Source organism: Streptomyces sp. LN549 (assembly GCF_043203805.1).
Lineage (GTDB): Bacteria > Actinomycetota > Actinomycetes > Streptomycetales > Streptomycetaceae > Streptomyces.
This window is the reverse complement of record NZ_JAZHRI010000002.1, coordinates 8,697,055-8,716,801: the sequence shown is the minus strand read 5'-3', so window position 1 is coordinate 8,716,801 and position 19,747 is coordinate 8,697,055. Positions and strand designations below refer to the sequence as shown.

The window sequence follows — 19,747 nt, the reverse complement described above, 5'->3', positions numbered from 1 at the left end:
TCGATCGGTGACTCAGTTGCGGGGTGGGGCTCAGTGGCGGGTGTTGATGTGGAATCCGGCGCGTTCGCGTTCGAGCCGGAGGTCGGCCTTGAGGAGCCGGCTGAGCGGCCCGTAGAGCGCCCGGACCAGCTCGTCCGTCACGGGAGGTGCTCCCTGTCCCGCCGGTGACCCGGCGGGGGTCGCCGTGCCGGCTCCGGGCGCCGCCTCCGCACCCGCCTCGGCTTCGGATGGCGACTCCGGTTCCGTTTCCGGTTCCGTTACGGGAGGAGGCTCGGGTTCCGGCAGCGGTGGTGGTTCCTCGGCGATCTCCGCGTCCCGCTGGATGACCGGCCGTGACGTGCCGTGCAGGGGCGCGGCCCCGAAGACGACGCTCCCGTCGGCCATGCGCTGGGCCACCCCGGCCGCGACCGCGACTGAGCCGGCGGTCGGGGAGGCGGCGAACCGGCTGCCGGTACGGGCAGCCACCGATGCGGGTACGGGCGGCGCCCCGCCCGTCTGCCGCTGTACGGGCGGCACTTCACGCTGCAGAAGTGCCGCCGGCGGACCGGAAGGTGCTCCCGGACCCGGGACGGTCCACCGCACGGGAACGGCGGAGGGCGGGCCGGAGGGCGTTGCAGTCCGCTGCCCCCCGCCGCCCTCGGAGGAGCGCTGAACGACCGCCGCCCCGGCCGTAGGGCCGGGATCGCCCGGATCGGTGACGGCCCGGAGGGACAGCGGCCGCTCCCCGAGAAGGGGTGCGGTCGGGCCGATGGCGGACGGAGGCACGGGCGTCGGCCCGTCCGGGGCAGCCGCGGAGCGCTGGACGGGAACAGTGGAGGCCTGGGGCGCTGCGGCCACGCTCTCCCCGCCCGCTTCTCCCCCGGGCACCGCACCGGCCAAGGGGGCATCACCAAGCAGCGGGGCGACAGGCTCGGCCGCTCCGGTCCCGTCGGACGACGCCTGCACCTCCGGAGCCACAGGCGTTCCGTCATCCCCCGAAGCGAAGGGATTGTCTGCCGACGCAGCTGAGGCGGACTCTCTCTGAACCACCGGAGGCCGGGGCACGGATGGCTGAGTGTCCGGCGCCCGGTCGGCCTGTCGCTGAGCAGTCGGCGGCAGACCGGGCAGCGGCGCCCCGAGTCCGGGCGTGCGTCGAAGTGGCTGCACCGAGGGGGAGGCGGCGGTGCGCTGAACCGCCGCCGGACCCGTACCCCGACCCGGCGAAGCCTCCGCACCCGAATCCGTACTCGCCTCCAGCCCCGCCTCGGCCTGCCCGGCCGTCTCCGTTCGCTGTACGAGCGACTGCTCGCCGACCAACTGCCGTACAGGCAGACCGGCTTCGTCCGAGGCACCCGCGGCGGACGTCAGAGCCGGCGCACTCTCCCCGTAAGCGCGCTGAACGGCCACCGGAGCGGGCTTGCTCCGCAGGCGCAGCGGCATCTCGACGGCCCGCTGAACCGCGGGAGCGGGGCTCCCCGGAGCCGCGAGGGCGACACCGTGCACCAGCCCGGCCGGTGCGTCCGGGCTGACCAGATGCCCCAGGGGCGTACCGAGTGCCGTCTCCTGCCGCGTGGTCAGCGCCGCCTGGAAGCCACCGGGATCGATCACCAGGTCCTGCCCGGTCACGGACCGCTGCACAGGCGCCAGGGCGCCCACATCGACACGGTCCTCCCGGTCCGGCCGCGAAGCGTACGCATCACCCGGGGACGGGTCACCACCGGTGGAACGACCGCCGCGCAGCCAGGACATCAGCCCCATGCCTCTCCCGCCCTCCCTGCGCTCCTCGCTACTGCCCGTTGAGGCGAGCGATCTGTGCGACGAACTTCAGTCGTTCCGGATGTTCCAGGTCCAGCAGGTCGTCCAGCGGCCAGTGGAAGTGGTAGGCGAGGTACGCGACTTCCTCGTAGAGCAGGTCGGCCGCGTACGTCACGATTCCCCCAGGCGACCGCCGGCGAGATCCACCGCGAACTCCTCCTTGCAGGACGGACACGAGACGGCGGCACGGGTGTGCCCCTCTGCGTTGATCCGTCGGTAGAAGTCCTGGAGGAAGGCCAGATCGGACGCGAACAGGTCCTCGATGACACCCGGGTGGATGTCCTCGACCGTTCCGATCCGGGTCACGACGCGGGAGATCAGGACGACCGAGAGGTACGCGGAGTTCTCCCGCACCCGGTCGTCGCGCAGCGGCACGAGTTCGTCGCGGGCGGTCGCGAGCCGCATCACGCCGGAGCGGTGCACGGTGCCCGACTCGTCGACGTACCCGCGGGGCAGGTCGAAGGCGAACTCCGTACGCAGCGGCTCGGGCCGCCCGGCACTCTCCCGCTCCGCCGACTCCCCCTGCGGAGCCTGGAACTGGACCGTGCGCCGCATCAGTCGAGCTCCATGCTCTCGTACGTGATCGACAGTTTCTCCGTGAGGACCGAGGTGTCACCGGCCTTGAGGGTGCCGATCTCCAGGGACTTCGGCCAGGCGTTGATCAGCTTGTACCGCTTGATGGGCAGGCCCTCGTAGTCGTAGACGATGACCGCTCCGTTGCGCCGGGCGCTCATCATGCGGCCGAACCGGGAGTCCTTGATCCAGCGTTCGAAACTGTTGTCCTCCGTGAGGCCTCGAGTGACAGTGACCTCGCCGGCCTTGGGCCGACCGGGCAGCTTCTTGATGGCGTACTTGCCGTCGGCGGTGTTCTGCTTCAGCTCGATGACGTCCTGCTCCATCTTCAGACCACTGACCTCGGTGATCTGCTTGATGATGACGCTGTCGAACTCCAGGCCGAAGGAATGCCCGACGGAACTGTCAAGATCGGGAAGCGGCACAACAGGCTCCTTACGCCAGGTTCGAGGACGGGCCGGTCACTGCTGATCGGGGTACTGCCGAAGGCCCGGTCATTCGTCGACACCCCCGGTGCCGCCGGTCAGCTGGGAGAGCCGGAACACCACGAACTCCGCCGGCTTGACGGGCGCGACACCGATCTCGCAGATGACCTGACCCGCGTCGACACTCTCGGGCGGGTTGGTCTCGCGGTCGCACTTCACGTAGAACGCCTCGTCCGGTGTGAGCCCGAACAGCGAGCCCTTGCGCCACTCGTTCACCAGGAACGCCGAGACGGTCCGCCGGATACGCGCCCACAGCGCGTCGTCGTTCGGCTCGAAGACGACCCACTGCGTGCCGGCGAGGATCGACTCCTCCAGGTAGTTGAAGAGCCGCCGGACGTTGAGGTAGCGCCAGGCCTGGTCGGAGGCCAGTGTCCGTGCGCCCCAGACCCGGATGCCCCGCCCGGGGAAGGCACGGATGCAGTTCAGCCCGATGGGGTTCAGCAGATCGTGCTCGCCCTTGGTCAGCTGCGTCTGCAGCGCCACGGCGCCGCGCACCACCTCGTTGGCCGGCGCCTTGTGCACCCCGCGCGTGTCGTCGTTGCGCGCCCAGATACCCGCGATGTGCCCGCTCGGCGGTACGAGGGTGGCGCGGCCGGAGGCGGGGTCGGCGACGCTGATCCAGGGGTAGTAGAGCGTGGCGTACTTGGAGTCGAAGTTGGCCCGCTCCGTGCGCCAGCCCCGGATCTGTTGCGGCGAAAGTCCCGGCGGCGGGTCGAGAATGGCGACGCGGTCGCCCATCAACTCGCAGTGACTGATGAGGGCTTGCTGCACGGCGATGACGGACTCCAGGTCGAGCAGGCCTCGTTCGTACGCACCCATGAGGTCGGGCACGGCAACCATCGTGACCTCGTCCACGGCTTCGAGCCCGCCGAGCCCCGTGCGGCGGTCGGCGTCACCGACGTACACCTCGGGAGCGAGCGAACCGGCGCCGCCCGCCACGGGGGCGGCGGGAGCGAGCGCGACCGACTGAACATCGGGCTTTGCGGGGGCGGCGCCGCGCCCCGTCTCCCGGATCTCGATGAGCTCGGACTTCGCGTTGACGCGGGTGGCGACGTTCTCCTTGCTGCGCTTGGTGGTCACGGACGGGTACGTCTCCGCGACCTGCCCGTCCCGCTTCACGATCAGCTGGAAGACGTCGGATGGCGGGTCGTCACCCTCGGCCTCCGCGATCTCCACGCTGATCTCACCGGCCACGCCCGGCCGGGGCTTGACGGCGTACGGCCCGACCTGGACCTCGGACCCGGCGGCCAACTCCCCGGCGCCGGTGTCGGATCCCTCGGCTCCCTCGGCGATGCGCACGACGTAACAGATGCCGCCCCCGTTGGCGAAGAAGCCGTAGACGGAGGACGCGAGGTACGTGCCGTCGACGAAGTCGCCGAAGGTGCTGACGAACTGGCTCCAGTTCGTGATGAGCGTGGGCTCGTCGAACGGGCCCCGCTGGGCGAAGCCGACGAAGGCGGCAACCGAGGTGCCCACCCCTTCGATCGGCCGGGACCCGGACTCGACCTCTTCGACGTAGACGCCCGGGGACAGGTACGACGGCATATGAGCCTCTCCTTGACGCGCTCCTCGACGTGCTCCTCGCCCCCGTTCCAGGACCGGGGAACGCGGGCAATTCTCGCCACTCCCGCGATCACCGGGAACGGATACTCGGCCGCCCCGCCGTGCACGAGCGGCTGCCCGAAGAGGCAATCCGGGAGCGCCTCACGCACCACGGGGACGTGCCCCGGCCGCGGCCCGCACACGCTCCACCCGTCCGGTACGCGCGCGGCAACCTGACACACCACGTCCGGGCGGATCTGTGGCTGGCGGGAGGGCCGGATGAAGGCGGTTCCGGAGAAGACCTCCACCACACCGGCCCACCCCGACGCCGCCCCCCGCACGGACCAGGCCCCCGCGCCCTCCGCCCCGGCCCCGGACCGCCGGGCCATCCAGCGCCTGCAACGGGCAGCCGGCAACGCGGCCGTCTCCCGCCTCGTCGCCCAGCGCTACACGGCCCCGGTCAAACCGGCTCCGGCCCAGGCCCCCGGCTTCCGCAGCATGAAGGCGGCCGTGGCGGCGAAGAAGACCCGGATCGCCGTCCACCCACCTGCGGCTGCGGAGTCCAAGGCGTCCCAGGACGCGGCGGTCGCACCCCCTGACGACAAGGAAGCCCAAGGCAAGGCGGCCAACGCCGAAAAGATGAACGCGGCGAAGCCCGGCGAGTTCGACAAGGAGGCGTTCGTCGACGCGGTGAACAAGGCGATCGACGCGCAGGCTCCGAAGAACCTCGACGAGGCCGACAAGTTCTCCAAGTCCGGCAAGGCGGACAAGGTCAAGGAGGAGGTCGACGGCAAGGTCACGGACGGCAAGGAGTCCTCCGCCAAGGACATCGACACGGCGACGAAGGCCCCACCGGACACCTCGGCCGCCAAGGACAAACCGGTCACCCCCCTCACCCCGGACCAGCCACCCGGCAACCCGGGCGCCCCACCCGCAGCGGACGCGATCCCGGCGAAACAACCGGCAGCCGTCACGGACTTCTCCGAAGGCCCGGCGCAGAACGACAAGGAGATGGCGGACGCCGAGGTCACCGAGGACCAGTTGGCCAAGGGCAACGAACCGGAGTTCAACGAGGCCCTGTCGGCAAAGAAGACGGCAGAAACGGACTCCGAGAAGGCCCCCGCGAAAGGCAAGTCCGCCGAGAACCAGCAGCTCACCACCGCCAAGGCAGGCGCAGCGGCCTCCGGCGCCGCCGCCATGACGGCTCTCACCGCGACTCGCGGCAAGGCCGGCCAGCAGGTGGACGGCGGCAAGGGCGAAACGAAGTCAAAAGATGAGAAGAAGCGCGCCGAGGTAACGGCAAAACTCCAGAAGGTCTACGACGGCACGAAGAAGGACGTCGAGACCACGCTCTCCGACCTGGACAAGAAGGTCGACACGGCGTTCACGGCAGGCGAGAAGTCGGCCCGGGACGCGTTCACGGCGGATCACAAGCGCCGGATGAAGAAGTACAAGGACAAGCGGTACTCGGGCTTCACCGGCAAGGCCCGCTGGGTGAAGGACAAGTTCGCCGGCCTCCCGAAGGAGGCGAACAACCTCTACCAGGAGGCGCGCAAGCTCTACGTGGCCCAGATGCAGACGGTGATCTCCTCGGTCGCCGACATCATCGGCACGGAACTGGGCAAGGCGAAGGCCCGCATCGCCAGGGGCCGCACCGAACTCAAGGCCGAGGTCGACAAACTCCCCGCAGATTTACGGGAGTTCGGCGAGGAGGCAGCCAAGGACTTCGCGGGCAAGTTCGACGACCTGGAAGCGACGGTCAACGAGAAGTCGGAACAGCTGGTCCAGGACCTCGCGTCGAAGTACACGGCGGCCCTGAACAAGATCGACGAGGAGATCAAGAAGCTCCAGGAGGCCAACAAGGGCCTGATCGACAAGGCGAAGGACGCGATCGTCGGCGTCATCAAGACGATCAACGAACTGAAGAACCTGCTCCTCGGCATCCTCGCCAAGGCCGCCGGCGCCATCATGAAGATCATCAAGGACCCCATCGGCTTCCTGGGCAACCTGGTCAAGGCGGTGGGCGCGGGCCTCAACCTCTTCATTACGAACATCGCGGAGCACCTGAAGACGGGCGTCGTCTCGTGGCTGCTCGGCACCGCGGTCAAGGCGGGCCTGGAACTCCCCCAGAAGTTCGACATGAAGGGCATCATCCAGCTCATCGGCTCACTGCTGGGCCTGACCTGGGACAACATCAAGGCCCGCGTCACCCGCAAAGGCGTCCCCGACGAGGCGATGGCGGCGGTCGAGACATCGGTACCGGTCGCGAAGAGCATCGCGAGCGAGGGCCCGGCGGGCGCGGTCAAGGAAATCCAGGCGGAGGTCGGCGACCTCAAGGCCACGATCCTGGAAAAGCTGACGAGCTACCTGATCCCCACGGTCATCATCGCGGGCATCACCTGGATCGTCTCCCTCCTCAACCCGGCCTCCGCGTTCGTCCGCGCGGTCAAGGGAATCATCGACATCGTCACGTTCATCGTGAACCAGGGCGCCCAGATCGTCGAGTTCGTCAACTCGGTACTGGACGCGGTGGTGGCGATAGCCAACGGCGGCTCGGCGGGCGTCCCGAAGATGGTCGAGGCGGCGCTGGCGGCGAGCGTCCCGCTGCTCATCGGGTTCCTGGCATCGCTGCTGGGGATCGGCGGTCTGGCCAACAAGGTCAAGAGCGTGTTCCATGCGGTGGCGCGGCCCGTCAATAGAGCCATCGACAAGATCGTCGACTTCATCGCCAAGGCCGGCAAGAAGCTTTGGGCAAAGGTCAAGGGAACGGGCTCGAAGGGCAAAGAGAGAAGCGACACCCAGAAGCAACGCGACTTGGATGCAGGCCTTGACGCCGCCGATGAATTACTCCAGCAACGTCTGGACCGGAAGGAGATCCTGAATCGACTGCCCCAGATTCGCCGCCAGTACGGGATGAAAGAGCTCGTCCTGGTACACGACGGGCAGCGGGGCCAGGAAGAAATCGTACACGTACGCGGAAAGGTGAATCCGTCAGGCGAACGCGTCGAGAAACCGATTCCGGGTCTGTATGAGAGCATCGATCCAAGCATGCGGAGAGTCGAGAACTGGTTCTTCAAGGAGCCCCAGACTCCACTGAAACGTGATGGCCTCTTGAAGCTCACCACGAACATAAAGTCTCCAAAAAATCAACAGGGACACGTATCGCGCGCCTACGACCCCGTCACAAAGACGGTAGTCATGGAGGAAGCATTTCTCGACAAAATCCCCAGAGAGATGCGCTGGATCACCGAGGGTACTCAAATGGTGGAGGGGCGAGGAACTCCACTTGTCACTTATGTCACGTTACGACAGATGCGAAAGTTTGAGATCGGGTATGCCGAGGCAAAACAAGTAAAGATGAGCACCATCCAGAACGTCAGAGCCATCTGCCAGCTCGAGAACGCGATACGCCAAGGGATCCCATTGAATCAGGCAATTCTAGACACCCATTCCGTCACGTACGCAACCGCATCCATTATCCAATCGGGGGGACGTATCGCATCCGCCCGCGTGGAAGGCGGGGTTCACACAGAATTCACAGAGCTTCTCGAACACTACGAGGGATCCGGAAGGGGACGCGACATGGCTGCCGTGACGGAGCATCGCAACCTTCTCACCCAATACGGTATAGCACGGGATGACACCGTATTATGGAACTACAACATCCACCTAGAGATAGTCCCGTTTTCCTGAATCGGAAATTGAGCCACCTTACCATTGGACGGAGTCGGAAGTTGCCAGCAATCATCAGGAGCATCTCCGTCGTCCTGACTCCTGATTGGAACGAGGTGGTTCACGAGGACGACGATCATACGATAACAAGAAGGTCAGATGAAGAAATCGACAGATTCGCCGAGGAAATTCAGGAGCACACTCAATCAACTGTCACTGTAGCCGAATACTCAAATGATTGGGAGCCGTTTCAGAAATCGATACTCATCGGCGATGAAGGGCTCCTGAGCTTGATCACACAGGAACCCGGACCAGCAGCACGTGCACTACTCTCCCGGACGGTACTGATCGACGCATGGAATTCGACGGTTCCAAATATTGCTGAAGTTTATCAGCTGGCCGCCGTGATCGATAGCCGACGCTATTTCAAATGGCGCACCGAATCGGAGAGGGAATACGGAGGAGGACTTTACGGACGAAAGTTGGTCGTTGCCAAATTCGGCGGATCATGGAAACCGGGACCCGTTTTCGAGACTCCCAACTATTGCTATTTTCAGCACGACGCATTCCCGACCCTCCCCTCAGTTCTGGCCGAATATATTAGGCAATACACGTCCTGGATAAGCCACCTTGACGGAACACCACTAACGTGAACAGGGCGGCCAACGTCAACGACATCACCCAGCGTCTCGCTCTCCTCAACGTCATCCCGCCCATCGCAGGCCTGCTCACGGCTCAGCTGGGCCATGCCGCCGGCGTCGGCGAACATCTCGGCCAGCGGTGCCATGGCCGCCGTGACGGTGTCCTGACGGGCCGTGGCGAGCGCGGCGGGGAGTCGGCGGAGGGCGAAGTCGTCGAAGTAGCGGTGTGCGGTCGCGCGGTCTGCGCCCGGCGATCGCCGGGAGTTCGGCCATGGCTTGCCGGACGAAGTCGGCCAGCGCGGTAGGGCCGACTGCCTGATCCGCCGTGATCGCCTGATTCAGCGGTCCCGGCGGCGCGGGTAAGTCCGACGGTTCGGTCGTCTCGACGTCGATGGTCGTCGTCGCGGATCCCCTCGCTGCTCACTCCCCAGGTAAGGAGATTAGCGGCGGTGCGGGCCCTTCTCCATAAATCGGGAAAAGCACGCATATGATCCGGCGTGGTTGGCCGCTCCTGGCGATCGAGCCAGCCACCCGCCCCGCCAACGCCGTGAAACGGCCGTGGATGGTGGACGGCACCCGGATCCCGGTCCGAGACCGAAATTCGGCGCCTCCCCGCGCAATTGCCGCTCCTCTGCTGCCGACAGGAGCTCTCCTGCGAATTCGCCGCGGCGGAACCACAGGACTCGCACCGTGCATGGCAAGTGAAGTGAAGAATCCATGCGTATCCTCCAACTCGCTTTGCACACAGGCTAGTTGATGACACTCTCGGCTGATCCCCATCCAGCACCTGAACGGGAGAACACATAGTGCTCAATGCGAGAAGAGTCCTGCACCGCCTGGCGGCCACCGCGAGCGCCACGCTGATCGCTGTGGGGGCAAGCCTCCTCGGGGCCGGTCCCGCCGCGGCTGTCGACTACTACTACGAACTCCCCTACCCGGCGGGTGAGGCCTACACGGTCACCCAGGGGCCGGAGGGGACGTACTCGCACACCGGCCCGTACAACGAGTACGCCTGGGACCTGGGGCTGCCGGCGAACTACGAGGTGTCCGCCGCGCAGGGCGGGACCGTTCTCGTGTCGGACTGGTCCGTCTACTGGCAGAACGGCATCGAGGTCATCATCCGGCACCCCAACGGCCAGTGCACCCACTACGTGCACCTCAACAAGGCGATCTACAACACCGGTGACTGGGTTCCACAGGGCCGGATCATCGGCTGGTCGGGCAGCACCGGCGCCGCCAACGGGCCGCACCTGCACTTCCAGGTGATCGACTGCAACACCCGTGTCGGCATTCCGGCCACGCTCCAGGGCTGGACGCCCTACACCGGAACCGCGCCGGTAAGCGTCAACACCCGGGCCTGATCAGCCATCTGCTCGTACGGCACGTGGTGAGGCAAGCACGCGTCCACGCGGACCAGCAGCGGTCCTCGCGTCCACCGGCACACCACGGCCGTGAGGACGGCCGGGGTCACGCATCTGCCACCCTCACAGGCAACGACTTCAGCCCGTTGATGAAGTTCGACACCAGACGAGTCGGCGGGGCCGCGGGCCGGAGTGGGCCGGGCGGGAGTACGCGGCACGCTTCCTCGTACAACGCGCGCAGTTGCAGGCGCGCGAAGTGCGCGCCCAGGCAGACATGCGGGCCGTCACCGAACGAGATGTGCGAGTTCGGGGAGCGCGCCAGGTCCAGGGCGAATGGGTCGGGGAAGACGCGCTCGTCGTGGTTGGCCGAGGCATGGAAGACCACCACCTTGTCGCCCCCGCGGATGTGCGTGTCCGCCAGGGCCGTGTCCTGGGTGGCCGTACGGCGGAAGGACAGGACCGGTGGGTGGCGGCGAAGCAGTTCGTCCACGGCCGTGCTGAACCCCACCTCGCCGTTGCGCAGGCGGGCGTACGCCTCGGGGTGCACGGCCAGGAGGTGCAGGCCGCCGGGGGCTGCGCTGCGTACCGTGTCGTTCCCCGCCACCACCAGCAGGAAGAAGAACATCTCCATTTCGGGTTCGGTCAGTTCGGGGTCGGTGGCCAGGGCCGTCATCACGTCGTCGGCGGGGTGTCTGCGCTTGTATGCCGCCAACGCGTGCGCGTAGTCGAACATGTCGCGCAGGGACGCCGGGGAGCGCGGGTTGACCGGCTTGCCGTTCGGGTCGAGTGTCGGCGTCCCTGCCTCGTCCGGGTCCTGGTAGCCGATGACGCGTTGGGTCCAGTGGAGGAGGAGCGCGCGATCGGTGTCCGGTACGCCCAGCAGGTCGGTGAGGTTGAGGAGGGCGTAGTCGTCGGTGACCTGGGTGACCAGGTCGCACGTGCCGTCGCCCGCCCTCGCCTCGGCGACCGCGTGGGTGAGCAGGGAGCGGGCTCGTTCCCGTACGACCGTGTCGAAGCGGTCCATGCGTTTCGGGGTGAAGGCGCGGCTGACGAGCGTTCGCAGTCGTCGGTGGTGCGGTGGGTCCTGGTTGAGCATCATCCGGCGGATGAACGGCAGGTCTGCGGGGTCCGGGTCGCGGATCTGGGTGGCGCCCAGGCATGAGGAGTACGTGGACGAGTCCTTCAGTACGCGGACGGCGTCCTGGTGCCGGGTGACCGCCCAGAAGCCTGGGCCCGCCGGCCAGCCCAGCACCTCCGGCTCCTCCTGCCACGCCACGGGGTGGTGATCGCGGAGGTGGCGGTAGCGGTCGTGGGGGACGCCCAGCGCGTACTGCCTCGGATCGAAGACGTCCGGGACAGCTGCCGGGGAGGTGGACCCGCTCACGCGCTCGCCTCGCCGCCCTCCACGTCCGCCCGCAGGAAGTCCTCCACTGCCCGGATCACGTCGAGCGGGGCCTCGTCCATCGCGTAATGGCCGCAGGACGGCAGTTCCACGAGCTCGGCGCTCGGGAACCAGCGCATCCACGTGGAACGCTGCAGATCCGCGGAGAGGGCCGGGTCCAGTGCCCCCACCACCGCCAGGGCCGGCACCGGCGAGCCGTCGATCCGGTCGTGGAAGTCCTCGCCAGCCCAGGAATCCAGCCACGCCCGGAACGCCTTCGCGTCGCTGCATTCGACCGAGCGACGCACCATGCGGTCCAGCCAGGCAGCGGGGCGTCGGCCTCCGGTGGTGATGTCGAGGATGGCCCGGCGGTTGCCCGGGTTCTGCGCCGCCTCGGCGAACAGCTCCCACTGCTCGGGGGGCAGCGGCAGCCCGGACGCGGGGACCGGCGACACGCCGACGATCCTGCGTACCCGCAGCGGCGCGGCGGCCAGCGTCCGCTGGATGACGGAGCCGCCCATCGAGTGGCCGATCAGCGAGAACCGGTCCCAGCCGAGCCGGTCTGCCAGCGCGAGCACGTCCGCGGCACCCTCGGCCGTGGTGTACGCGCCGCCCACGTCCCTCGCCTCGCCGTATCCCCGCAGGTCCACCACCGCGTACTGGAACGAACCGACGTCGAGGTCCGCCAGCACCGGGTCGTACGCGGATCGGTCGGCGAGCCAGCCGTGTACCGCGATCACCTTGTGCGGGCCCTCGCCGTGCAAGGTGTGAGGCAGAACAGACAAAGCGGTCACGCCGGCTCCCGTCACAGTACGGCGGTGATCTGTCGGTCAACAGCCCGTCCGCCCACGGTGGCGCTATCCATCGGCCCGCGCAAGGGAACACGCGGGAGATTTGTCAGGCTGCCGAGGAGAAGCTGTCCAGTCCTCGCCCCTCATCCCTGAACCAGCCCCAGATACGGCCCGAACTCCGAAGCCAGCGTCAGCCGCCCCAGCTTCTGGTACTCCCGCTGGATCGCGTGGATCAGCGTCGCCATGGTCACCGCTCCCCCGGTGTCCGCCGCCAGGTACGCCGCCGTCACCGCGATCGAGCGGATGTTGCCGCCCGCCAGCTCGAAGTTCTTGGCGCAGAACGCGAGGTCGAGGTCCGTGCCGCGCGGGAGCACCGGTCCAAGGCAGCGCTCCCACAGCACCAGGCGTTGCTCCGGGTCCGGGACCGGGAAGTCGATGACCAGGTCCAGGCGGCGGGTGAAGGCGTCGTCGAGGTTGGCGCGGAGGTTGGTGGCGAGGATGGCCAGGCCGTCGAAGGACTCCATGCGTTGGAGAAGGTACGCGCTCTCGACGTTCGCGTAGCGGTCGTGCGCGTCTTTGACGTCCGAGCGTTTGCCGAAGATCGCGTCGGCCTCGTCGAAGAGCAGGACGCCGTTGACCCCCGCCGCTTCGGTGAAGATGCGTTCCAGGTTCTTCTCGGTCTCGCCGACGTACTTGTCGATGACCGTGGCCAGGTCGACCGTGTAGAGGTCCAGGCCGAGGTCGGCCGCGATCACCTCCGCCGACATGGTCTTGCCCGTGCCGGAGTCGCCTGCGAAGAGGGCTGACACACCTCGGCCCCTGCCGCCTCCGGGCCGCATGCCCCACTCCCCCAGGACCCGGTCGCGGTGGCGGGCGCGGGCGGTGAGTTCGCGGAGCTGGGCGTGGGCGTCGGGTGGGAGGACCAGGTCGTGCCAGGTCACCGCGGGTTCGATGCGGCGGGCCAGGCGGTCCAGGCCGGCCGCGTTCTGGGCGCGGGCTCCCTGGCGTACGTGGTCGGGGGTGAGGGTTCCGCCGTCGAGCTGCGCCGTCTGGGCGGCGCTGCGGGCCGCGCCGGTGACCTGTTCCGGGGTGAGGAGGAACGGGGCGAGGAGGTGGTCCGGGTCGATGGCGGCGGGGAGGGGCGCCGACGTCGTGCGCTCGTACGCGTCGCTCCACAGCGCGCCGCGTGCCGACGGCTCCACCCTCGGGGCGTGCAGGAGCAGCGGCGGGATCGTCGACCAGGACGCGTCCCACGGTGCTCGGCCCACCATGACCGTCGGGACGGGCGTGGCCGTGAGGAGCCTGAGCAGGTGGGGGTGTTCGCGGGACAGCGCGTCCAGCGGGGCGCAGACCAGGCCCGCGTTCGTCAGGCGTGCCTCGCGGACCAGGGAACGTACCGCGTCGGCCGGCGCGGGGTCCTCCGCCAGGCGGGCCAGGTCCAGGCCGAGGACTCCCCTGCCCGCGAGCGTGAGCGCCGATGCGGCGAGGGCCGTACCCGCCCCGCCCTGGTCCTCGCTCAAGTAGACGAGCGGGAGTCCTCCGGCCAGGACCCGGGCCAGCGGCACCGGATCGCCCACGCCCGCCACCGCGTGCCACGGCGCCAGGAGGTCGGCGAGGCGTGGGTCCCTCGTGTCGTCGCCCAGGAGGTGGGCGGTGACCCGGTCCGGGACGCGCAGTGCGCGGCTCAGGAACGGGCGGTCGAGGTCCTCGGCCAGGAGCAGCCCCGCGTGACGGAGCGGGGCGCGCGCCGCCAGCCGGCCGCGTGCGACCGCGTCGGCCGGTGACAGCCCGCACAGGCCGAGCGCCAGGCCGATCGAGGGGCGGCGGCGGGTCACGTCGTCGTTGAGGTAGCCGTAGAAGGCCTCGAAGCGGTCGTCCAGATCCGGTACGAGTGCGATCATCAGGATCTCGACGTCGAGCGCGGTGAGCCCGAAGTCGGCCTCCAGGGTGGTGAGACGGGAGTCTCCGCCCGCTTGCGGGTCGGCTTCCCCCACCATCGGTTCCGGGAAGCCCCGTACCCCGTCCTCGTCCAGCAGCCGCGCCACGTTCTCGGCCGTGAGATACAGCCCCCGGAACTCGTCCTCCGGGTCGGGATCCGTGCGCTGTCGGACCTCGACCGCATGGCGGATGCGCTGCTCGACGTCGACCGCGCGGGCGAGCAGGTGGCGCAGGTTCGAGTCGTCGGAGGGGTGGCCCGGCGGTGTCATGCGGTGCTGTCCTCCGTACGGCCGTCCTGCGTGCGTCGACGCTCTGCGATCCGGTTCTCCTTGATCCGGAGGGCGAGGCCTCGACGGGGCTCCGTGGAGCCGGGTGCCGCCTGCGGCGCCGGTCGTCCCGGGCGGCTTCCGTAGACCGGGAGGCCGCCGCGTCCCGGCATCGGGTCGCGCTGCGGTTCCGGGGGCGGCGGTACGTCCCCGAAGTGCGCCTGAAGCCCCTCCTCCCCCACCGGCGGGCCCGCCGCGTACGTCGGCGAGGCAGTGACCGGGACGCTGACCACCAGGTCCAGCGAGGGCTTCAGCTCGCCGCCCAACGCGCTCCACACGTCCGCGAACGAGCGGTCCTCGGGCGGCGGGAGCGCGATCGACATCGGGACGGCGGCCCCTATCTCGGCGAGGGAGCCGGCCAGGCGTTCCGGGGGCAGGGCCTCGTACGCCAGCAGGCAGCCGAGCAGGGAGGACAGCAGCCGGTGCTCGTCCTCGGGGCGCTTCGTCCATGCCGTGATCAGGTACGACAGCTTGAAGTAGCGGGGCGGGCGGCGTCGCGCGACGACGGTGCCCCGCTCGTCGTACTCGTTGTGGAGTCCGCGCTCGCGTCGTCGCATGTCCTCGCGGATGTCGTAGAGGTAGAGGTTGACCATCGGGGCGTTCACCTTGGCCGCCCATTCCCGGGTCGGCGCGTCGAAGACGACCGCGATCTGGCCGCCTTCGAGCACCTCCGCCCGGATCAGGGAGCGCAGTACGTCGTCCACCTCGTGGATCATCCGGAGACCGCCTCTCTCACGTCCGTCCCTTGAAGTCCGGTGGCTGGAGGTTGCGTTGGACCACGAGGACCGGTCTATGGAGGCGGGGAAGGTCGGGGATGGTGGCGCGCAGGATGCGCGGACCGAGGCTGTCCTTGCGCAGCACCAGCATCTGCACCTCGAACGTGCCGTCGCGGCCCACCCTGACCCCCGACCGGTCGCCCGTGATCCCGCGGTTCCAGGTGAGGTTCACGGTCTCGCCGGGCGGATAGTCCTTGCCGCGGGCCAGTACGGGCTGCCCCGGCTTGGCGACCTGCGGGGTGACGGTGAGGGATGGCTTCAGTACGCGCAGCCGGTCCGTGTCCTTGTTGTTTGCCGTGCGCCGGTCCGGGACCGTGCCGCGCACCGTGGCCCGTACGTCCCCGGTGATGGCCGCGCGGTACGTCGCCGTCTGGGTCACCTCGATCCGGCCGCCCGCCGGGATCGTGCACGGCTTGGCTGCCGTACAGCGGGTGAGGGTCTGCAGGCTCCGGTCCTTGCGGACGGACGGGGCCGGCCAGGTCGCACCTATGACGACTCCCCTGGCTGTGTCCGGGCCGGCGTTGGTGACGGTGAAGCGGGCGCGGGCCGGGCGGGTGATGTACGTACGGTCCGGGCTGACGTCGGCCTTGACCGCGATATCCGACGAGGGCGGCGGCGGTGACGGGGGCTCCGGCGGTGGTGGTGGCTGCAGCACCTCGAAGCGTGCGGTGTCCGTGCCGGTGTTGCCCGCCGTGTCCGTGGCCGAGCAGGTGACCGTGGTCGTTCCGACGGGGAAGAGCGAACCGGACGCGGGCGTGCAGGTCACGGGCAGCTCACCGTCCTGGGCGTCGGTCGCCGTCGCCGTGTAGGTGATCCGCGCCCCGTCGTCGCTCTGCGGCCTGGCGATGCGGTCGTCGACGGTGACCACGGGGGCGTCGACGTCGTTCACGTCGATGCTGATCTGCTGCTGGAAGTCGGGGTCGGCCGCCGCGGCGGGCCCGATGGTGTCCGTCCCCGGCGCCTGGGTGCCGAGCAGGAACTGGACCGTGCAGGTGAGGGTGGTGCCCTGCGGGGCGTCGGCCGAGACGTCGACGGTCTCCGCGAAGTGTGCGGTCTCGCCGCTGGTCAGCTGACGGGTGGGTGGGTCGAGGGAGACCGCGAGGTGGGGGTCGCAGTTGTCGAGCCGGTGGCCGACAGAGGTGGGGAGATTGTCGAAGCCGTCCATGATGGCCTGGGCCACCGCGTCGGGCTGGATTCCCTCCAGCAGGCGCCCCTGGGTCGCCTCGATGATGCGCGTCGCCTGCCCCTCAATGGTCGGCGGATGCTCGACGTACTCCGGATTGTCCGGATTGTGGGCGTCTCCGTTGCCGTTGAGGCCGTCGCCGATCTTGCTGTCCACGTCGACGCCGATCACCCGGACACCCTTGTCCTGAAGGTCGAAGATCGTGTCGTCGATGGTGTGGTGGTTGCTGGGTGCGTGGCTGGAGGCATCACTCACCAGTACGACGACCGGGTTGGAACCCTCACGGAAGACGGTCTTGCCCCCGGCCCCGTTGGCTATCTCCCACAGCCCGTTGATCCAGTCCTCGGAGGGGCCACGACTTTCCCCTCCCAACACCGTCTTCAGCCCGTTGACGCCTGTCTGGACCTTGTCGATGTCATCCGTCAGCTCCTGGAGCACCTCGAATCCGGCGTTGGGGTCGCCCTCCTGGTCGCCGAACGTGGCGACGGCGAAGCGCGAGTCGGGCTGCTCTGCCAGGATCTTTCCGGTGATGTCGGGGAGGTACTTCTGCACGTCGTCGATGGGCTCGGCCATACTCCTCGTACCGTCCACCAGCAGAACGACTTCCGGCTTCGGCGGAATGGCCGGTGTACGCACCGACTTGTCCACCCCCGTCGACCCGCCCGGGTCGAGCGCCTCGTGCAGGCTCGCCGGAGTGACCCACGGCTCGGGCGGAACAGGGACGGCCGTGGCCACGCCCGTCCCTGCCGAAGCGGGGGCGAGGCCTGCGGCCAGCAACAGCAGAACGAGCGCCACCGAACGGCGCACACCCGTGAGTCCGCGTGACTGTTTCGCCGGCTGAATCCACCGCACCGAATCTCTCCCCCGCACCCGGACCTCCCACCGAAGAACAGCGCCCACACGATCTCGCAGGCACTCGGCTTCCGCAGTGGGAGGCGAGCCACTTCCCCGGGAAGCCGGAACTGCCCTTTGGGGCAGCCCCGGAGAAGAGCACACCCGGCCCCCATCACGGTCCGGGCCGCGAAGGGGCGGCCGTGGATCACGCGAGGGCCGGATGGGTCGTCAGATCAGCCCCTGGCGCATGACGTACGCCACCGCGTGGGAACGATTGCGCAGTTGGAGCCGGGTCATCACCGAATGCAGCACGTTCTTGATCGTTCGTTCGGAGTAGGCCAGTTTCGTGGCGATGTCCGCGGTGTCGTACCCCTCAGCCACCAGCCGCAGCACGTCCACCTCGCGTGCCGCGAGACCGGTGAAGTGCAGTCCACGCGGCCCGAGCACCTGCCCCTGGAGCCGCCCCACCTCTGCGAGCAGCCTTCCGAGCAGGTCGGAGGGCAGGTGGCCCTCGCCCCGCGCCACCGTCTCTATGACGTGCACCAGGTGTTCGGACGTCGACTCCGCCCGCCTGATCACCCCGACGACCCCGCACTCCGCCGCGCTCACCAGCTTCTGTTCATCGATGTCCGTGGTGACCAGGACGGTGCGCGAGTCGCTGGTGCGCTGGATGTGGCGCAGCATCCTCAGCACGTCCTCGTCGACCGTGTCCACGACCATGACGACGACCTGGGGCGAGGTCTCGTCCTCGGACCATTCCACGACGTTGACTTCGGGGCGGGCCCTCAACTGGCTGGCCACACCTGCCTGCGAGATCGGATCCTGAGCCCGTAACGCCACGGTGGTTCGTTCCATGCGTTCCATGCCGATGCTCCCCCTTGGGCAACAGCTGGAAGGCCACAGCAAGCACATGCCTTGCAGCCGTTCTCGTCCGCCCCATTGGTCATGAGGCGGACAGAAGATGCCCTTGTTTACTGACAAGAAAACTAAAAGGGTGTCAGGGGCATGGGATCTGCCCGAAAGTGTTCCTTCCAGGCCGGTGTCCGACGTCTGAGACGACTCTACGGTCCGCCCTATGAGTCTCACGGCAAGTCTCGACGCATCGTCCGTCAGCGCCGCACCGGGCGAGGAGACGGCTGTCCCCCTACAGGTCCGCAACTCCGGTGCGACGGTCGAGGAGTACCGCTTCGAGGTGGTCGGTGCGTGCGCGGCCTGGTCGGCTGTGGAGCCGCCGGTCCTGTCGCTGTACCCGGGTGACTCCGGGACCGTTTCGCTCATGCTGCGCCCGCCTCGCGATGCGACCGCGCCGGCGGGTGAGACACCGTTCGGGGTACGGGTGGTGCCCACCGGTGAACAGGGCGAGACCGTGGTGCCGGAAGGCCGGGTGACCGTGCTGCCGTTCACCGAGACGACGGCCGAGCTGGTCCCGCGCAGCTCGCACGGCTCTCGCCGCGGACGGCACCAGCTCGCCGTCGACAACCGGGGCAACACACCGGTCACGGTACGGCTGGGCGCCCAGCCGGGGACCGAGCTCGCGCGCGTCGCCTTCGACGTGGCCGAGCTCCAGGTGGCGCCCGGCCATGCGGAGTTCGGAAGGCTGCGGGTGCGGCCCGCGAAGCGCATGTGGCGCGGTACGCCGGTGACGCATCCCTTCCAGGTCTTCGCCGCCACCCAGGTGGCCGATGGCCAGGAGCCGGTGGCACCGGTTCTCGTAGACGGCTCCTACCAGCAGGAACCCCTCCTGCCGCGCTGGCTGCCCCGGGCGCTCATCACGGCGGCCGTGCTGCTGATCGCCCTGGCCGGGATCTGGTACGCGCTGCTGCGTCCGGCCGTGAAGTCCGCGGCGCGGGAAGCGGTCACGCCCGAGGCGGTACGTTCCGCGGCAGCGGCGGACAAGAGCAAGGCGCCGAGCCAGGGCGATGCGGCGGGGACGGGCACCGACGCCGGGGCCGGTGACACCGCCGGCGCCGACGCGGGCGTCGGCGCGTCGAAGCCCACCCCGAGCCCCACCGCGGAGGCGGAGGCGAGTGCGGGGGCGGGCGACGGCGCAGCCACTCCGACGAGTGCGCAGGTCCGGGTCAGGGACTCGGTGGGCGGCGGGTCGAATTCCTCGACCGCCCTCCAGGTACCGAAGGGCCACACCTTCCAGCTGACCGACATCGTCGTGCAGAACCCGCAGGGTGATGCCGGAACCGTCGTCATCTCGGCCGGTGAGAACACGAGTGCGCTGAGTCTCGGGCTGGAGAACTTCCGTGACTCCGACTACCACTTCGTGACGCCGATCCTCGTACCGGCGGGCGGGAAGGTCACCATGACCATCGACTGCCGGAAGGTCGGCAAGCCGGTGGGCGCCCGCACACCCTCACGATGCTCGGAGTCGCTGTTCCTGGGCGGCACCATGCGCCCCGACTCCGCGGGCTGACCAGGACCAGGGGTGTGTGCCGGGCCGT

At 68.7% G+C, this 19,747-nt stretch carries 15 protein-coding genes; 4 read left to right on the top strand and 11 right to left on the bottom strand.

Annotated features, from left to right (window positions below; genetic code table 11):
* Positions 1 to 30: 30 nt before the first annotated feature.
* The 5 genes from SH922_RS38550 to SH922_RS38530 form a co-directional block, all read right to left on the bottom strand.
* The gene (locus SH922_RS38550) at positions 31 to 1,737 is read right to left on the bottom strand and encodes a hypothetical protein (protein WP_393063151.1); all 1,707 of its coding nucleotides are present in this window, start codon (positions 1,735 to 1,737) and stop codon (positions 31 to 33) included.
* Between the two features lie 28 nt (positions 1,738 to 1,765).
* Entirely contained in the window at positions 1,766 to 1,909 is a 144-nt protein-coding gene (locus tag SH922_RS38545; RefSeq protein ID WP_187284983.1) for a DUF6760 family protein, read from the bottom strand.
* Positions 1,906 to 2,349, bottom strand: a complete 444-nt coding sequence (locus tag SH922_RS38540; protein ID WP_393063150.1) for a hypothetical protein — start codon at positions 2,347 to 2,349, stop codon at positions 1,906 to 1,908. Before SH922_RS38540 ends, SH922_RS38545 begins: the two co-directional genes overlap by 4 nt.
* Positions 2,349 to 2,792 carry a phage tail protein gene (locus tag SH922_RS38535; RefSeq protein WP_148016754.1) on the bottom strand — a complete coding sequence of 148 codons (444 nt, stop codon included), beginning with the start codon at positions 2,790 to 2,792 and terminating at the stop codon, positions 2,349 to 2,351. The genes SH922_RS38540 and SH922_RS38535 overlap by 1 nt, the downstream gene beginning before the upstream one ends.
* 69 nt (positions 2,793 to 2,861) lie before the next feature.
* On the bottom strand, positions 2,862 to 4,397 hold the full coding sequence (locus SH922_RS38530; RefSeq protein ID WP_393063149.1) for a phage tail sheath family protein: 1,536 nt from the start codon (positions 4,395 to 4,397) through the stop codon (positions 2,862 to 2,864).
* A gap of 276 nt (positions 4,398 to 4,673) precedes the next feature.
* On the opposite strand from SH922_RS38530, the gene SH922_RS38525 reads away from it, so the two are divergent.
* The 3 genes from SH922_RS38525 (at position 4,674) to SH922_RS38515 (ending at position 10,068) form a co-directional block, all read left to right on the top strand.
* Positions 4,674 to 8,087: a hypothetical protein gene (locus SH922_RS38525; protein WP_393063148.1), complete on the top strand. Its 3,414-nt coding sequence runs from the start codon at positions 4,674 to 4,676 to the stop codon at positions 8,085 to 8,087.
* A gap of 41 nt (positions 8,088 to 8,128) precedes the next feature.
* Positions 8,129 to 8,719 (top strand): hypothetical protein, encoded by a 591-nt coding sequence (locus tag SH922_RS38520; RefSeq protein ID WP_393063147.1) that lies wholly within the window; start codon positions 8,129 to 8,131, stop codon positions 8,717 to 8,719.
* 857 nt (positions 8,720 to 9,576) lie between these two features.
* Positions 9,577 to 10,068, top strand: coding sequence for a M23 family metallopeptidase (locus SH922_RS38515; RefSeq protein WP_393063146.1), 492 nt, complete (start codon positions 9,577 to 9,579; stop codon positions 10,066 to 10,068).
* A gap of 106 nt (positions 10,069 to 10,174) precedes the next feature.
* Here SH922_RS38515 and SH922_RS38510 read toward each other — a convergent pair whose 3' ends face one another.
* The 6 genes from SH922_RS38510 to SH922_RS38485 form a co-directional block, all read right to left on the bottom strand.
* Complete coding sequence (locus SH922_RS38510; RefSeq protein WP_393063145.1) at positions 10,175 to 11,452, bottom strand: cytochrome P450; 1,278 nt, start codon at positions 11,450 to 11,452, stop codon at positions 10,175 to 10,177.
* The gene (locus tag SH922_RS38505) at positions 11,449 to 12,243 is read right to left on the bottom strand and encodes an alpha/beta fold hydrolase (protein ID WP_393063144.1); all 795 of its coding nucleotides are present in this window, start codon (positions 12,241 to 12,243) and stop codon (positions 11,449 to 11,451) included. Before SH922_RS38505 ends, SH922_RS38510 begins: the two co-directional genes overlap by 4 nt.
* A 140-nt stretch (positions 12,244 to 12,383) precedes the next feature.
* The gene (locus SH922_RS38500; RefSeq protein WP_393063143.1) at positions 12,384 to 14,447 is read right to left on the bottom strand and encodes an ATP-binding protein; all 2,064 of its coding nucleotides are present in this window, start codon (positions 14,445 to 14,447) and stop codon (positions 12,384 to 12,386) included.
* Positions 14,444 to 15,220 (bottom strand): DUF4255 domain-containing protein, encoded by a 777-nt coding sequence (locus SH922_RS38495; RefSeq protein WP_393063142.1) that lies wholly within the window; start codon positions 15,218 to 15,220, stop codon positions 14,444 to 14,446. The genes SH922_RS38500 and SH922_RS38495 overlap by 4 nt, the downstream gene beginning before the upstream one ends.
* Before the next feature lie 16 nt (positions 15,221 to 15,236).
* Positions 15,237 to 17,315, bottom strand: a complete 2,079-nt coding sequence (locus SH922_RS38490) for an HYR domain-containing protein (protein WP_393063141.1) — start codon at positions 17,313 to 17,315, stop codon at positions 15,237 to 15,239.
* A gap of 210 nt (positions 17,316 to 17,525) precedes the next feature.
* Entirely contained in the window at positions 17,526 to 18,152 is a 627-nt protein-coding gene (locus tag SH922_RS38485) for a response regulator transcription factor (protein ID WP_393063809.1), read from the bottom strand.
* Positions 18,153 to 18,372: 220 nt separating this feature from the next.
* On the opposite strand from SH922_RS38485, the gene SH922_RS38480 reads away from it, so the two are divergent.
* Complete coding sequence (locus tag SH922_RS38480) at positions 18,373 to 19,719, top strand: hypothetical protein (protein ID WP_393063140.1); 1,347 nt, start codon at positions 18,373 to 18,375, stop codon at positions 19,717 to 19,719.
* Positions 19,720 to 19,747 lie beyond the last annotated feature (28 nt).

Excerpts from the sequence above, each read along its gene's own strand:
- SH922_RS38500 (WP_393063143.1), bottom strand. The coding sequence starts at position 14,447 with ATGACACCGCCGGGCCACCCCTCCGACGACTCGAACCTGCGCCACCTG.
- SH922_RS38485 (WP_393063809.1), bottom strand. The coding sequence starts at position 18,152 with ATGGAACGAACCACCGTGGCGTTACGGGCTCAGGATCCGATCTCGCAG.
- SH922_RS38495 (WP_393063142.1), bottom strand. The coding sequence starts at position 15,220 with ATGATCCACGAGGTGGACGACGTACTGCGCTCCCTGATCCGGGCGGAG.
- SH922_RS38525 (WP_393063148.1), top strand. The coding sequence starts at position 4,674 with ATGAAGGCGGTTCCGGAGAAGACCTCCACCACACCGGCCCACCCCGAC.
- SH922_RS38540 (WP_393063150.1), bottom strand. The coding sequence starts at position 2,349 with ATGCGGCGCACGGTCCAGTTCCAGGCTCCGCAGGGGGAGTCGGCGGAG.
- SH922_RS38530 (WP_393063149.1), bottom strand. The coding sequence starts at position 4,397 with ATGCCGTCGTACCTGTCCCCGGGCGTCTACGTCGAAGAGGTCGAGTCC.
- SH922_RS38550 (WP_393063151.1), bottom strand. The coding sequence starts at position 1,737 with ATGGGGCTGATGTCCTGGCTGCGCGGCGGTCGTTCCACCGGTGGTGAC.
- SH922_RS38480 (WP_393063140.1), top strand. The coding sequence starts at position 18,373 with ATGAGTCTCACGGCAAGTCTCGACGCATCGTCCGTCAGCGCCGCACCG.